Annotated in this window: 11 protein-coding genes; 8 read left to right on the top strand and 3 right to left on the bottom strand. The window is 40.8% G+C overall.

Annotated features, from left to right (window positions below; all coding sequences use genetic code 11):
* The first annotated feature begins 228 nt into the window (after nucleotides 1–228).
* The 4 genes from AC570I_RS06105 to AC570I_RS06090 all read left to right on the top strand — a co-directional run bounded on the left by AC570I_RS06105 (nucleotide 229) and on the right by AC570I_RS06090 (nucleotide 4428).
* A complete protein-coding gene (locus AC570I_RS06105) occupies nucleotides 229–2577 on the top strand; it encodes a TonB-dependent receptor (RefSeq protein WP_497405241.1) in 2349 nt (782 codons plus the stop codon).
* A gap of 105 nt (nucleotides 2578–2682) precedes the next feature.
* The gene (locus tag AC570I_RS06100; RefSeq protein WP_497404780.1) at nucleotides 2683–3315 is read left to right on the top strand and encodes a thiamine phosphate synthase; all 633 of its coding nucleotides are present in this window, start codon (nucleotides 2683–2685) and stop codon (nucleotides 3313–3315) included.
* Between the two features lie 61 nt (nucleotides 3316–3376).
* Nucleotides 3377–3937 (top strand): hypothetical protein, encoded by a 561-nt coding sequence (locus AC570I_RS06095; protein WP_047800152.1) that lies wholly within the window; start codon nucleotides 3377–3379, stop codon nucleotides 3935–3937.
* Entirely contained in the window at nucleotides 3934–4428 is a 495-nt protein-coding gene (locus AC570I_RS06090; RefSeq protein ID WP_497404779.1) for a GNAT family N-acetyltransferase, read from the top strand. The genes AC570I_RS06095 and AC570I_RS06090 overlap by 4 nt, the downstream gene beginning before the upstream one ends.
* Nucleotides 4429–4434: 6 nt before the next feature.
* On the opposite strand, the gene AC570I_RS06085 is transcribed toward AC570I_RS06090, so the two are convergent.
* Nucleotides 4435–6876 (bottom strand): TonB-dependent receptor domain-containing protein, encoded by a 2442-nt coding sequence (locus tag AC570I_RS06085; RefSeq protein ID WP_497404778.1) that lies wholly within the window; start codon nucleotides 6874–6876, stop codon nucleotides 4435–4437.
* A gap of 249 nt (nucleotides 6877–7125) precedes the next feature.
* Nucleotides 7126–8805 (bottom strand): DUF8614 domain-containing protein, encoded by a 1680-nt coding sequence (locus AC570I_RS06080; protein ID WP_497404777.1) that lies wholly within the window; start codon nucleotides 8803–8805, stop codon nucleotides 7126–7128.
* A 113-nt stretch (nucleotides 8806–8918) separates the two neighbouring features.
* Here AC570I_RS06080 and AC570I_RS06075 point away from each other — a divergent pair, with 113 nt between their 5' ends.
* Nucleotides 8919–9755 (top strand): N-acetylmuramoyl-L-alanine amidase, encoded by an 837-nt coding sequence (locus tag AC570I_RS06075; protein WP_047800412.1) that lies wholly within the window; start codon nucleotides 8919–8921, stop codon nucleotides 9753–9755.
* Nucleotides 9756–9872: 117 nt separating this feature from the next.
* Here AC570I_RS06075 and AC570I_RS06070 read toward each other — a convergent pair whose 3' ends face one another.
* Entirely contained in the window at nucleotides 9873–11528 is a 1656-nt protein-coding gene (locus AC570I_RS06070; protein ID WP_497404776.1) for a glutamine--tRNA ligase/YqeY domain fusion protein, read from the bottom strand.
* 112 nt (nucleotides 11529–11640) lie between these two features.
* Between AC570I_RS06070 and AC570I_RS06065 the strand changes: the two genes are divergently transcribed.
* From AC570I_RS06065 to AC570I_RS06055, 3 genes are all read left to right on the top strand, one after another.
* Nucleotides 11641–12063 (top strand): cobalamin B12-binding domain-containing protein, encoded by a 423-nt coding sequence (locus AC570I_RS06065; protein WP_497404775.1) that lies wholly within the window; start codon nucleotides 11641–11643, stop codon nucleotides 12061–12063.
* Nucleotides 12064–12066: 3 nt separating this feature from the next.
* Entirely contained in the window at nucleotides 12067–12846 is a 780-nt protein-coding gene (locus AC570I_RS06060; protein ID WP_497404774.1) for an enoyl-CoA hydratase/isomerase family protein, read from the top strand.
* A gap of 163 nt (nucleotides 12847–13009) precedes the next feature.
* On the top strand, nucleotides 13010–14425 hold the full coding sequence (locus AC570I_RS06055) for a sigma-54-dependent transcriptional regulator (RefSeq protein ID WP_047800159.1): 1416 nt from the start codon (nucleotides 13010–13012) through the stop codon (nucleotides 14423–14425).
* Nucleotides 14426–14460: the final 35 nt, after the last annotated feature.

Genomic DNA, 14460 nt, shown 5'->3' with positions numbered 1-14460 from the left:
TCATCATTAGGGGTGCCTTGTTTTAAGTAACACAAAAACGGGCTGAGATCATACCCATTCTTAGGTAGAAATCTAGAGTTTCTACCTTGGATACACCTGATCCGGGTAATGCCGGCGTAGGGATTGGAGTTATGGAAGTTTAACTGAAATCGGGAGTACCCCTATTTCCGATGGGTTTAACTAAAAACAAAAACATTGAAAAATTTACTTTTTGCAGCGTTAGTTGCAATGTTGCCATTCTTTGCATTGGCACAGATTTCTGTTACCGGTAAAATCACCGACATCAACCAGCGTGCTTTACCTGGTGCAACCATCAAATTGAAAAATCAAAGAACGGCGGTGGTGAGTGATGCCAATGGTGATTACACTCTTGGCAATCTGAAAAGTGGGAGTTATACCGTTGTGGTGAGCTATATTGGCTATAAAAGTCAGGAAAAGTCTATCAATCTAAGTCAAAGTTTAAGCCTGAATTTTAGCTTACTGGCTCAGAATTTTCTAGCGGATGAAGTAGTAGTCAATGCGACCAGGGCATCTAAAAACTCGGCGACTACTTTTCGTAATCTCGACAAAGCAGAACTGGCCAAGAATAATTTAGGGCAGGATTTGCCTTATTTGTTAAATCAAACGCCATCTGTTGTCGTAACATCTGATGCCGGTGCTGGTGTTGGCTATACAGGAATGCGAATCCGCGGAAGCGACGCTACCCGGATTAATGTTACCCTTAACGGGATCCCCCTGAATGATGCCGAAAGTCAGGGAAGCTTTTTTATCAATTTGCCAGACCTGGCTTCATCGGTTGATAACATTCAGATTCAACGCGGGGTGGGCACTTCAACAAATGGTGCCGGTGCTTTTGGTGGAAGTTTAAACATTCAAACCACCACACGCAGAGATTCGGCATATGCTGAACTGAACAATACCTATGGTTCATATGATACCTGGAAAAATACAGTTAGCGTGGGAACCGGTTTGATTGACAACAAGTTTACGTTCGACGGGCGTTTATCGAGAATTAAATCAGATGGCTATGTAGACCGTGCCTCATCAAATCTGAAATCTTTCTTTGTTTCTGGTGCTTATTATGGAAAAAAAGATATCCTTCGTGCAAACGTTTTCAGTGGTACAGAGAAAACCTATCAGGCATGGAACGGTGTAAGTGAAGAGACTTTAAAAACTGACCGTACGCATAACGACTTTACTTATGATAATCAGACCGATAATTATCAGCAGGATCATTACCAGTTATTTTATACGCGTAACCTTTCCAGTAATCTGGTAGCCAATGCGGCTTTACATTATACTTATGGCCGGGGTTACTATGAAGAATACAAGGAAGATCAGGCCTTATCAAAATATGGCATCCCAGCGGTGGTAATTGGCGGGGTTACGCAAAACACATCTGATCTGGTGAGAAGGCTTTGGTTGGATAATGATTTTTATGGGGTCACTTATTCGTTAAACTATACGCCAAAAACTAACCTCAACTTTGTTTTGGGCGGGGCATACAACGAGTATAAAGGACGCCACTTCGATGAGGTAGTTTGGGCGCAATATGCCAACTACGATGGCAGCGGTTCTATTCGTCATCGTTATGATGACAATGATGCCTTTAAAACCGATTTCAATATTTTTGGCCGGGCGAACTATCAGATTGATCAGCTTAGCCTTTTTGCAGATTTACAGTACAGAAGGGTATACTATTCCTATTTCGGAATCGATCCAAATGGTACTCCTGCACAGCAGAATGCAACTTTGAATTTCTTCAATCCTAAAGCAGGTCTAACGTATAGTTTCAGTAACACCAGTAATGTGTATGCATCGGTTGCTGTTGGAAACAAGGAGCCTAACCGGAGAGATTTTACGGATTCAAATATTAACAGCAGGCCAAAGGCAGAACACCTGACAGATTTTGAAGCCGGTTACCGTACTCAGTTTTCTTCACTGAGTTTCGGGATAAATGGTTTTGCAATGATTTACAAAGATCAGCTGATTAATACCGGGAAATTAAATGACGTTGGTGGACAAACCCGTCAGAATGTGCCTGACAGTTACAGGTTGGGGATTGAGTTTGACGGAAAGTGGCAAATCGCTAAAAATCTTTCATGGGCAGCTACCGCAACACTGAGCAGGAATAAAATAAAAGATTTTGCAGAATATATTTATGATGAGGATCCGGCGGCATTTACAGCAACTGTTGTAAACAACTATCAAAACACCACCATTGCTTTTTCTCCATCCATTATTGCTTCCAGCGAAATCAACTATAATGTTTTACCAAAAGCAAGTATCGCTTTTTTAAGTAAATACGTGGGTAAACAATATCTTGATAATACCTCGGCAGAGACACGAACACTTTCCAGTTTCTTCGTAAACGATATCAGGTTAAGCTACAACACACCTTTGGCAGGAATGAAAAACGTTGGGTTGAGTTTACTGATCAATAACGTTTTCAGTACTTTATATGAAAGCAATGGCGGTACTTACCCCTATCTTTACAGTGGTACTTTAGAACGGTTTAACTATTACTATCCGCAGGCTACGCGTAACTTTTTACTAAGCTTAAACGTGAAGTTTTAGAAAACCGGAAGCTTAATTTGATTACTTTCGTCATTACCAGATACAGCATGCCCGGATATTTGAGGCAGACTGTGCCTGGTATTGACTATTTTGCTTTAAAAGGATATGAAATACATCGAAAAGCTTCAATACATTACCCACGATATTGTACAACTTACCCATATTGAGCAGGTGCAGCTGGCCTGCGAAGCCGGGGCAAAATGGATTCAATACCGTTGTTTAAGCAAAACTGATTCAGAACTTTTAGAGGATATTAATATTATTGCTCAAATTTGTGATGACTGGGGAACAACCCTGATTGTTACCGATCATGTTCACCTAAACGGTAAGGCTGACATTCAGGGCTTCCATATTGAGGATATGAATGCCGATTTCACGGCCTTGCGCAAGCTTGTAGGCAACAACATAACCTTGGGTGGTTCTGCAAATACGGTAGAAAACCTGGTTAGGATTGCCAAAGAGGGGGCAGACTATATTGCGTTTGGGCCTTTTGCTGGTACCAGAACCAAACCTAACGATTTACCGGCTCTGGACCTAAATGGCTGCTCAGATTTAATGGATGGCCTGGAGGACTTGAATATTCAGGTTCCTGTTCTGGCAGTAGGAGGGATTACCATTCATGATGTTGACGCATTAATGCAAACCGGTGTTTATGGTATAGCGGTTTCTCATGCGGTCAATTCTGCCGACGATTTTATAGGAGCCTACCAGGATTTTTATGAGGCGGTAAAATTATAGGCGCGATGTGTAAATCCCGATAACCGATACATCTTGAAACTTTAATTTCTATCTTCGCAATATGTCATCACATCACATTGTAAAGGAAAAACAGGAACCGGCTTTATACATCGACGAGCTTGGTAATTTTAATGAGGAATTTTTGGGACAGCTTTTAGAGTGGAGCCCTACACTTCTGGTGAACGGTGAAAACTACGATAAAATTCTTTCACTGGGTTTAAAGGTTGATGTTCTGGTAAACGGATCCGGTGAGCAGATCCAGGAAGATACCAAAATTATTCAAGGCCCTGCCGACGCCTTTATGGTTACCCTGAACCACTTGGTCGGTGAAAAATATCCCGCAGTAAATGTCATTACTAAAAAGTTTGATCTGGAAAAATATGCCGGTTTTGAAGAGGACATCAATCTGGTTATTTTTACTGAAAAGGCCAAGCACTATCCAATAAAATCGGGTTTTTCTGTGTGGAAACCGGCGGGCAGTCAGTTCTTAATTCATGGCAACCGATATCTGGAGGTTACCAACCTCACCCAAAATGAAGATGAGGTATTTGAAGTGGTGAAAGATGGTTTTGTAGAGTTTACTTTTTCAGGTCAGCCCATTTACATCAGCGAGCCATTATGATTACCCTTCGGAGAGCAAAAGAAAATGATATTGAATTGATCAGGGATATTGCTGCGGAAACCTGGCCGTCAACCTATTTGGATATCATTGGTCAGCAGCAGATTGATTACATGCTGGAGAAAATGTACAACAAAGGCGAATTACTGAAACAGCTGATGGAAGGTCACACTTTTCTGATCGCCGAAGAAGGATCGAATGAACTGGGATTTGCAGGTTATTCGATCGCTGATCACGAAGCAAAGATTTATAAACTCCACAAACTTTATGTATTGCCCTCAGCCCACGGAAAAGGGGTGGGTAAAATTCTGATCAATGAGGTTTTTAACCAGGTTAAAGATGCCGGTGGATCGGCTCTGGAACTCAATGTAAATAAGCATAACAAAGCCAGGGAGTTTTATTTGAAAGGTGGATTTAACATAAAAGAATCAGTAAAAATAGATATAGGTGGAGGATTCGTGATGGATGATTATGTAATGGAATATAAATTCTAGTTTCAATTAATTTTTCATTCTTCCCTGCTCCGATTCTGTGCCTGTAGAACGTCGGCGGGCAGGCTTAATCTCATTCTTCCCGAAACGATAAGTAAAGCTCAAACGTGCAATACGTGATTCGTTTTTCTGATGCACATAGTAGTTTAAGCCCGGATAGGTGCTTGATAAATTGTTTTCAGATATATTGAAGATATCTGAAACGGCAAATTTCAAGCTGGCTTTTTTCTTGAATAATGATTTACTTAAGCCCGCATCAACATAATAGCGCGATTTTAAGCTGAGTGTGCCATAATCAATCGGAGATTCGTAGCTGCCATTTAGTTCGGCGGTGAAGCCGCTCACAATGGTAAAGGTTTGCTGTGATTTAAACTGAAATGATGTTTTTCCTGTTTTTAGTGCACTGCCTGCCAGGTCAGGTGCTTCAAAACTCAGATAGAATACATTTAGATTATTGTTCATCTGCCACCATTTTGCTACCTCAATCGGTACATTTAAGTTAGCATTATAGCTGATGTTCTTTGCCAGGTTTTCATTGGTTTGAAATAATGCTTTTTGTGCTGCATCAGGTAAAAGCACCTCGGTAATTACGTCGGTTGTTCTGCTGTAGCCCAGTGTAAGCATGTATTTTTGTTTAAAAGTATAGCTCAGTTCAACATTGTTGGTATACTGCGGTTTCAAAAACGGATTACCTTTATTGTAAGTATACTGGTCTAAATAATAAACAAAGGGATTGAGGGCATCGTAACTTGGCCTGTCGATCCTCCTGCTGTATGAAAAGCCCAGCTGATTGTTTTTGGAAAGCGTTTGTTGAACAAACAGGGTAGGGAAAAAATCCCAGTAACTTCTGTCGACTACCGTATTGGTGGTGATCAGATTGCCTTTTGAATTGGTTTGTTCCATCCTCAAACCGAGCTGTATGCTGGTGTTTTTGAATTGTTTATTGATATTGGTGTATGCCGCATTTACATTTTCGTCGTACACAAAGCGGTTGCTTCTGCGAACATCGTTCTGCCAGTTATTATTGATGAGTTCCTCTGCCTGTAAATCGTTATCAGTTTTTACCCAGCTGCTTTTTAAGCCTGCTTCGAGTTTAACTGTTTTGCTTAAGGATACATTATAATCTATTTTAAAAGCTTTGATGTCAATTTTAGACGGCGTATTGTTTCTGATGTAATTTACAGGGCGCATTCTGGCTCCATTTGCAAAGAGGTAATCATTTTCATAATCCGAGCCATCGTTGCCGCTGTACCTCGAGTAATCTAAATCAGCAGAAAGTTCAGACCCTGCAGTATCTAATACCGACTTATAATTCAGGTTATAGGAAAGATTGTTGTATTTATTGGTTTGTAAAGTTTTAGAAACCAGTGAAGAGTCAACCTGATTAAACGAGGGGCCAATTAAAGTGTTATTGGTTGATTTTTCATTTCCATGATTGAAATAGCCATTTACCAACAGCCCGATGGTGTTTTTCTTGTCAATGAAATAATCCAGTCCGGCTTTAAAATTATTGTTTTGCTGTTTACGGCGGCTATCGCCGGCTTGCATAAAATAAGTGTCGGGTGTTCCGTTAGAAACGCGGTCAATCGTGATGATGTTTTCCCTTTCTGTTGTTCCGTAATTATAATTGCCAAACAGATTCAGTTTTGCGGTGCGGTGATTTAGGTTTATTCCGGTATTGCCGCGAAAGTTTTTGCCATATCCTGCTGTTGCACTCAGGCTGCCGTTGGTTCCACCGCTCTTGCTCTTTTTGGTTTTAATATTGATAATCCCGGAGTTTCCGGAGGCATCATATTTGGAAGATGGATTGGTAATCAATTCGATGGTTTCGATTTCAGAACTTTGCATGTTCCGGAGCAGGTTTGCCACATCGGCACTGCTCATATAGGTTTGCTTTCCATCAAGCTGAATCAATACACCTTGTTTGCCCTGCATCGAGATATTATCATTCTGATCAACAGATACACCTGGCGCTTTCTGTAAAACCTCGAGTGCAGTAGAGCCTGTCATGATGGAGCTATTGGATACATTCATAACTACCTTGTCCATTTTGCGTTCTATTAACGGTTTCGTAACTGCTACGGTCACGTCTTTCAGGCTTTGGCTGGTTGAAGTTAACTGATTCGACCCGAAATCAATCCTTTGCCCAGGATCAGTTAAAGTGATTGTTTTACTTTTCAGGGTTTTGTAACCCATGTTGCTGGCTTTGTAAAAATAATCTCCACGTTGAGAAACTGAAAAACCAAAAGTTCCGGTTTGATCTGTAAAAGCTGTTTTGACGATGCTTGAATCAGCTGCTTTGAACAGTACAACAGTTACATAGTCGGCCGGCTTTTTATTTTCATCCAGAATCACACCTGTAATATTTGCTTTTGGTGTACTTTGAGCAGAAGCGGTAACTGTCGAAAAAAGGCTACTTATTAATAGTACAATCTGATATAAGTTTTTCATTTGTTTTAGTTTATTCTTAAAAAAATCGGGCAAAAGAATTCCACAGAACGGTTATTCCGTACTTTAGAACTGATGCGCTATATTTTAAAGCTTAGCCCTGAAACGAAAGCTTCAGGTATTTAGTTATTATTATGACGACCGTTTTTAGGAAAGGTTACAGGAAAAAGTAAAAAACTAATCCGTAACGTAAAAAGCCGCAGACTGGCAGAATAAATCTGCAAATCTGCGGCTCACTTGATTACTGTAATTTTATTTTACACCTAGTACATCCACCCCTTGTTCGAATACCACATCAACCGGGATATTCTTTTTAGTCAGGCGGTCTAAATCCTGCTGAAGGGTAGAGGATATCACTGCTTTTTCTTTTTGCGCCTTTTCAACAGCAACTTTGTCGCCATTGCCTTGAAGGGTTATAATGAAAGCACTTAAGTCATTCATGGCAGATGCAAATTTTTCAAAATTTACTTTGTACGTGCCTTTGGCAGTACGCTCGAAAGCACCCTTCTCCTGGAAGTAGTTAAAACACTGCATATTGGCTTTGCCATGTGCTTCAGAAACACCAAAACGAACAGAACGTAAAATACCCGCCATGAAAGTAGTGTAGTAATCTTTTATGTCACCCTGGAGTTCGCCTTTTTTAAGTAGCCCGGTGACCATATACAGGCCCAGGATATCGGCCTTGCCTTCCTCAAGCCAGCTGTATTGCTCCTTTAGTGCTTCGCGGACAAAGCCCTTACCGGTGATGGTTTTTTTAATGCCTAAACCATGGGCAACTTCATGGAACATCACGTTGGCAAAGAAAGCATCAAATTTGATGTACTGCTGCTGTTCGGCGTCAATTAGCTCTTTCGAAATCGGAACAAGGATTTTATCAAACTTAGCCTGCATTGCATTTTTTAGCTGGGATCTGCGGGTTCCCTTTTCCTGCTGAATTTTTTCGTCGTTAGGCAGGTTTACAGCGATTGTTTTTGATCCGGCGTTACAATCTCCGGCATAATATACCACATCATAGGCATTCAGTTCCGAATCTGTCCCCGGAGTTTCTGTCTTATACTTTGCTGCAACAGGCAGGTTTTTTTGTAGTTCGGGAAGAAGCTTGACATATTTTGCCAGGCGTTTGCTCCATTCCTTATCTTTAATTAAAACATAGGCTTCATAACTGGTCCGGGCATTAAAAAGTTTGTCTTCGTAATTTTCAATCGGGCCAATAATGATATCAAGTCCGTTAGACTTCATGTCGAGCCAGGCATAATCGCTGGCCGTAAAATTATCCGTAACCAGTGCATCCGCCCGCAGATTTAAATATTTCTTCAATCCGGCATCTTCGGCAATCAGGGCAGCCTGTTTTAACAATGAGCTTGCTTTCTGCAATTCAGAAGCAAAGAGTACATGATAAGGTACAGTAATTAGTTTTCCTGTGCTATCCTTCTGAATTACTGAATAAGCGCCAAACTTGTCGGCCATATCCGACTTCTCAATTTCAGCCTTGGTGATACCATAAGGATAGAATGAGGCCCCTTCGGGTTTAGTACCTATACCAGATACGAAAGGTTTATCATTGTTCAACCTGTCCCAGGGGCCATAGTTGATATTGACAAAATCACGGGTTTTTTCATCTTTAATCGTTGCCAGCAAACTGTCGCGCTGCGGATAAGCCTGCTTCCAGTAGAGCTCATCCATAATTTCTGCAGCCTGAATGAGAAGGGGTAGTATTTTACGGTCGTTAACGCTCAATTGGTTAAGATTGGTGGTTAGCTTTACCCGTTCATAGATGGGTAAACGCTGTGCAACATAATCTGTGAGGCTATCTTTTTGAACTATTGCTCCATCGGTGGTATCTGATTTACCATTGTTTGAGCAAGCAGATAATAGCCCGGTAGTAAGGGCTACTGCTGAAATTAATATTGTTGACTTGTATAATTTATTCATAGTTAACGGATAATGGCGCTAAATTACTAAAAAATGAAAGGTTTGTATAAAGTTTGATGTATTGGGCCGAGTTTAACATAACTTTGCAAATCAGCAAATCAATTACACAGCACATGTTATCTTTCCACTCTACTAAGTATTCATCAATTTTCTTTCTGGCTCTGGTGACTTTTATATCGGCTTGCAGCACCAAAAAATATGCCGTTACAGAGAAAATCTATAAAAACAAAGCAAAAGATTTTTCTGAAATCATTAGCAGTACGCCTCCCAAAGGTCAGCTTTATGACTCATTAAATGCCGCAAATCAGGAATGGATCGGTTCTGTAAATTTCGGGATACGCAAACCGAATTTTGTTGTCATCCACCATACTGCCCAGAATAGTTTAACCCAAACCGTTAAAACTTTTTTTTCTACAACCGCAGGAACAAGTGCACACTATGTCATCAGTCGAGATGGCAAAGTGGTACATATGGTCAATGATTATTTGAGGGCCAATCACGCAGGTGTGAGTAAATGGGGAAAGGATACTGATCTGAACTCTTCCTCAATCGGGATTGAGCTGGATAATAACGGAACAACTGATGTGTGGCCTGAAGCACAGATTAACAGTTTGATTAAGTTGCTGGCAACATTAAAGAAGACATACAACATCCCCGTGGCTAACTTTATCGGTCATGCCGATATTGCCCCAAAAAGAAAAAACGACCCCAGGAACTTCCCCTGGAAAAAACTGGCCGATGCCGGTTTTGGTTATTGGTATGATAACATCCTGAAAAATCCACCGGTTGACTTTAATAGCGAAATGGCGCTGAAGTATATAGGTTATGATACCAGCAATCTTCCGGCAGCCATTACTGCCTTTAAGATTCATTTTATACAAAGTGACATCACCCCGAAGTTAACTCCGGTTGATATTTTGGTTTTATATAATGTTTATACAAAATATTAACCAAGAATATACTTTGCAATTTTTGCTTCGGTGACCATCTCATCATAAACAGGGCATAAAAAGGCCCGGATGAATCTGTGTTCATCCGGGCCTTTCTGTTTTTAAAGATGTTAAGCCCTAGTTAGGCTTTTTAAAGGTATCCTTTAAGGTTACTGTTCTGTTGAACACTAAATTTTCTGAGGTTGAATCTTTGTCAAGACAGAAATAACCTTTTCTGATGAACTGGTAGCGGCCATTTAAATCAGCTTCGGCTAAAGCCGGCTCGATGTAGGCATTTGGCAATACCATTAAACTTTCCGGGTTTAAATAATCTTTAAAATCCCCTTCTTCCGCATCAGGTGTTTCAGATGTAAATAAACGGTCGTACAGACGGATTTCGGCAGTTTTTGCATGTGTTGCACTCACCCAGTGGATGGTGCCTTTTACATTGATGCCACTGGTGTCGCTACCGCTTTTCGATTCAGGAATATAGGTACAGCGGATTTCGGTTACGTTGCCATTTTCATCTTTCACGAAATCCTCGCATTTTACTATGTAGGCAAACTTTAAACGAACCATTGCACCCGGTGCCAAACGGAACCATTTTTTTGCCGGAACTTCCATGAAGTCTTCGCGCTCGATATAAAGCTCATTACTGAAAGGGATAACACGGGTGCCCCCACCATCTTCCGCTTCAGGGTTATTTTCGCCGATTAAATCTTCTTTTCCTTTGTCGTAATTGGTAATGACCAGTTTAATCGGATCTAACACCGCCATAACGCGATTAGCTGTTTTATTTAAATCTTCGCGAATACAGAATTCCAGTAAGCTCAGCTCAATCAGGTTTTCACGTTTGGCAATACCAATGCGTTCACAAAATTCGCGTACACTTTTTGGTGTAAAACCTCTGCGGCGCAAGCCGGAGATGGTAGGCATGCGCGGATCATCCCACCCGCTTACCAGATTCTCGTTAACCAACTGAAGGAGCTTACGCTTGCTCATTACAGTAGAGGTTAGGTTCAGGCGGGCAAATTCATATTGTTTTGAGGGAAAAATCTCCAACTTTTCAATAAACCAATCGTACAGCTCGCGGTGCGATACATACTCTAATGTACAAATGGAGTGGGTGATGTTCTCAATACTATCACTTTGACCATGTGCAAAATCGTACATGGGGTAAATGCACCATTTGTTGCCGGTACGGTGATGCTCAGCATGTTTAATGCGATAAATAATCGGATCACGCATAAGCATATTCGGACTGGCCATATCGATTTTTGCCCTTAGGATATAGGCACCATCGGGAAAATCACCATTTTTCATTTTAGTGAAAATGTCCAGATTTTCTGCTACACTGCGGTTGCGGTGCGGACTATCTTTACCAGGTTCTGTTGGCGTACCCTTTAATGCTGCAATCTCATCTGCTGAGCTTTCATCCACATAGGCTAATCCTTTTTCGATGAGGGTTACTGCAAATGCATATAACTGATCAAAATAATCTGAAGCATATAATTCGTTTTTCCAGTTGAAACCAAGCCATTTGATATCTTCCTGCTGGCTGTTTACATATTCGGTTTTCTCCGTAACCGGATTGGTATCGTCAAAACGGAGGTTGGTGTAACCGCCATATTTTTGTGTTAGTCCGAAGTTTAAGCATATTGCTTTCGCGTGGCCAATGTGTAAATAACCGTTAGGTTCAGGCGGGAAACGCGTAACCAGGGTTTTATACTTACCACTATTTAAGTCGTTCTCAACAATTTCTTCAATAAAGTTCAATGACTTTTCTTCACTCATAAAAACCTGTAAATTAGGAATGCAAATGTAAAAAGATTAGTGCAATTCTGGTTGTTTTAGTTAATGATTAATTTAAACCTCAAAATGAATACATTTACATAACTAAATAGGAATGATGAGCAAAGCATTAAACCGGCCAATACGTGTTTTAGTAGCTAAAGTTGGGCTCGATGGCCACGACAGGGGTGCTAAGGTGATTGCCACCTCTCTCCGGGATGCTGGTATGGAGGTAATTTATACGGGATTACGCCAAACCCCTGAAATGGTGGTAAATACCGCCTTGCAGGAAGACGTGGACGCCATTGGAATTTCAATTCTTTCAGGTGCACATATGACTGTTTTTCCAAAAATTATACAGTTTATGAAAGAAAAACAGCTTGATGATGTGTTATTAACCGGCGGGGGGATCATACCGGAAGCAGACAGGGAAAAACTGGCCGGTATTGGCGTTGGGGAGTTATTTCCTCCGGGAACTACCATGGCAAGCATAGTGGAATATATTCAAAACTGGGTTACAGAAAATAGAAATTTTTAGATCATGACGTATCAGAATTTAATAACAGAAGTAAAAGAAAACATTCTTTATATCAGGATAAACAGAGAAAAGGCATTAAATGCATTGAATAAAGAAACGCTACAGGAGCTTGCCCACGTAATTCAGTTTGCCGGAGATACGGCAGAAGTGAGGGGGGTAATTTTAACTGGTTCCGGGGAGAAAGCATTCGTTGCGGGTGCCGATATTAAAGAGTTTTCAGACTACGATGCTTCGCAGGGCGAGCAGTTGGCGAGAGATGGACAAGCTACTGTTTTTAATGCAATAGAGAATTCTCCGAAACCTTTTATCGCAGCGATCAATGGGTTTGCCTTAGGTGGTGGCCTGGAGCTGGCTATGGCCTGCCATATTCGGATTGCTTCCGATCAGGCAAAATTAGGACTGCCCGAAGTAACCCTTGGTTTAATTCCCGGTTACGGTGGAACTCAGCGTTTGACCCAACTGGTAGGAAAGGGAAAAGCAATTGAAATGATTATCACTGCGGGTATGATACCCGCTACAGATGCAGAAAAGATTGGTCTGGTGAATTACGTTGTGCCTCAGGCCGACCTCATCAGCAAGGCTGAGGAAATACTTAACTTAGTAAAACTGCGGGCGCCATTAGCGGTAGCGGGAGCGATCAGGGCAGTAGTAGCTTCTTTGAATGGGCAGAATGGTTATAACGTTGAGATTGAGTCGTTTGGAAAATGTTTTGATACTGCTGATTTTAAGGAAGGTACTTCAGCCTTTGTGGAGAAAAGGAAACCTGTATTCTCAGGAAAGTAGTATGTGTGTATGATTAATTTGATTAAATTGAGAATAAAGTGTGGAAAATAATTCCCATTCTCGTTTTTTTTCGTTAAATATGTGTCGTCGATTAAAATAAAAATCCCTATCCAAAACAGTACGGTTGGATTGTTTTTATTAAAATAAATGACAGTTTAACCGGATGAAAAAGAAAATACTCATAATAGATGATGAAGTAAATATTGGATTATTGTTATCCAAGTTTTTAGGCAGGAACGGTTTCGACGTTTCAACGGTCATTACAGGAGGAGCTGCGTTAGATATACTTGAAAGGGAATCGTTTGATCTGGTGCTATGCGACTACCGGCTGGATGATACGGATGGCAGGGAAATCTTGATTAAAATAAAGGATAACTATCCGTTAACAGGTGTAATCATTATTACTGGCTATTCGGATATTAAGCTTGCTGTTGAGCTGATTAAGCTGGGTGCCTACGATTACATTACCAAGCCCTTATATCCGGATGAGATCTTAAATACCATCAATAAGGCCCTTGAAACACAGCGCGCGCTGAATGCGGATCAGGCACCGTCAAAGAAAAAGAATAATGCTGATTCAGGTGCTGATTATATAAACTATACAGAATATATAGATGGCACCAGCGAAGCATCAGCCTCTTTGCTGAAGCAAATCCAATTGATTGCCCCAACATCATATAGCATTATTTTAACCGGTAAAAGTGGAACGGGAAAAGAATGTGTAGCGAAGACCATTCATATGAATAGTTTGAGGCGGGATAAGCCTTTTGTCGCGATGGATTGTGGCTCCCTCACAAAAGAGCTTGCCGGCAGTGAGTTTTTTGGCCACGAGAAGGGTTCCTTCACGGGCGCATTATACACAAAAATCGGCCATTTCGAACAGGCAAATGGGGGTACGTTATTTCTGGATGAGATTGGTAACTTATCATATGAAATACAGGCGAGTTTACTGAGAACAGTGCAGGAAAGAAAATTGAAGCGTATTGGAAGTACAAAGGAAATCGATCTTGACGTGCGGATCATTGTTGCAACGAATGAAAACCTGGTTAATAATATTGGAAAGGGTACATTCCGGGAAGATTTGTATCACCGTTTTAATGAGTTTTCCATCCATATCCCATCGTTGAAAAAGCGTGGAAATGATATCTTAATCTTTGCCAAAAAGTTTTTAGCTGTTGCCAATCAGGAATTAAATAAAGACATCAGAGGGTTTTCGGAGGGTGTTCAGGAATGTCTTTTAAACTATAGCTGGCCGGGGAATGTAAGGGAGCTTAAAAATGTGATCAGGCGAATTTCGCTTCTGACTGATGGCAGGGAGATTCAGGTAGACGTGCTGCCGCTCGAGTTATCAAATGGAATAAAAAACTATAACCACGATTACCATATTCCCCTGATTAAAACCCGAATTACTGATCATCCAAGAAATTTGAAAAATGCGAGTCAGGAGGCGGAGTATGATGCGATCCTAAGGGTTTTGAAAGAAGTTAGTTTTAATAAAACAAAAGCGGCCAAAATCCTGAATATTGATCGTAAAACACTCTATAACAAGATAAAGGCTATTCAGGCCGACAACGAATAATAATTTCTTTTTCAACAAAACAATCTGTTCCGTTT

This window comes from Pedobacter sp. A2324, from assembly GCF_059693705.1.
The sequence above is the reverse complement of the archived record's forward strand: the minus strand, read 5'-3'. Positions and strand labels throughout refer to the sequence as shown.

What these genes read in the sequence shown, in the direction of transcription:
- AC570I_RS06075 (WP_047800412.1), top strand. Translation starts at nt 8,919, where the DNA reads ATGTTATCTTTCCACTCTACTAAGTATTCATCAATTTTCTTTCTGGCT.
- AC570I_RS06055 (WP_047800159.1), top strand. Translation starts at nt 13,010, where the DNA reads ATGAAAAAGAAAATACTCATAATAGATGATGAAGTAAATATTGGATTA.
- AC570I_RS06080 (WP_497404777.1), bottom strand. Translation starts at nt 8,805, where the DNA reads ATGAATAAATTATACAAGTCAACAATATTAATTTCAGCAGTAGCCCTT.
- AC570I_RS06060 (WP_497404774.1), top strand. Translation starts at nt 12,067, where the DNA reads ATGACGTATCAGAATTTAATAACAGAAGTAAAAGAAAACATTCTTTAT.
- AC570I_RS06065 (WP_497404775.1), top strand. Translation starts at nt 11,641, where the DNA reads ATGATGAGCAAAGCATTAAACCGGCCAATACGTGTTTTAGTAGCTAAA.
- AC570I_RS06090 (WP_497404779.1), top strand. Translation starts at nt 3,934, where the DNA reads ATGATTACCCTTCGGAGAGCAAAAGAAAATGATATTGAATTGATCAGG.
- AC570I_RS06105 (WP_497405241.1), top strand. Translation starts at nt 229, where the DNA reads ATGTTGCCATTCTTTGCATTGGCACAGATTTCTGTTACCGGTAAAATC.
- AC570I_RS06100 (WP_497404780.1), top strand. Translation starts at nt 2,683, where the DNA reads ATGAAATACATCGAAAAGCTTCAATACATTACCCACGATATTGTACAA.
- AC570I_RS06085 (WP_497404778.1), bottom strand. Translation starts at nt 6,876, where the DNA reads ATGAAAAACTTATATCAGATTGTACTATTAATAAGTAGCCTTTTTTCG.
- AC570I_RS06095 (WP_047800152.1), top strand. Translation starts at nt 3,377, where the DNA reads ATGTCATCACATCACATTGTAAAGGAAAAACAGGAACCGGCTTTATAC.
- AC570I_RS06070 (WP_497404776.1), bottom strand. Translation starts at nt 11,528, where the DNA reads ATGAGTGAAGAAAAGTCATTGAACTTTATTGAAGAAATTGTTGAGAAC.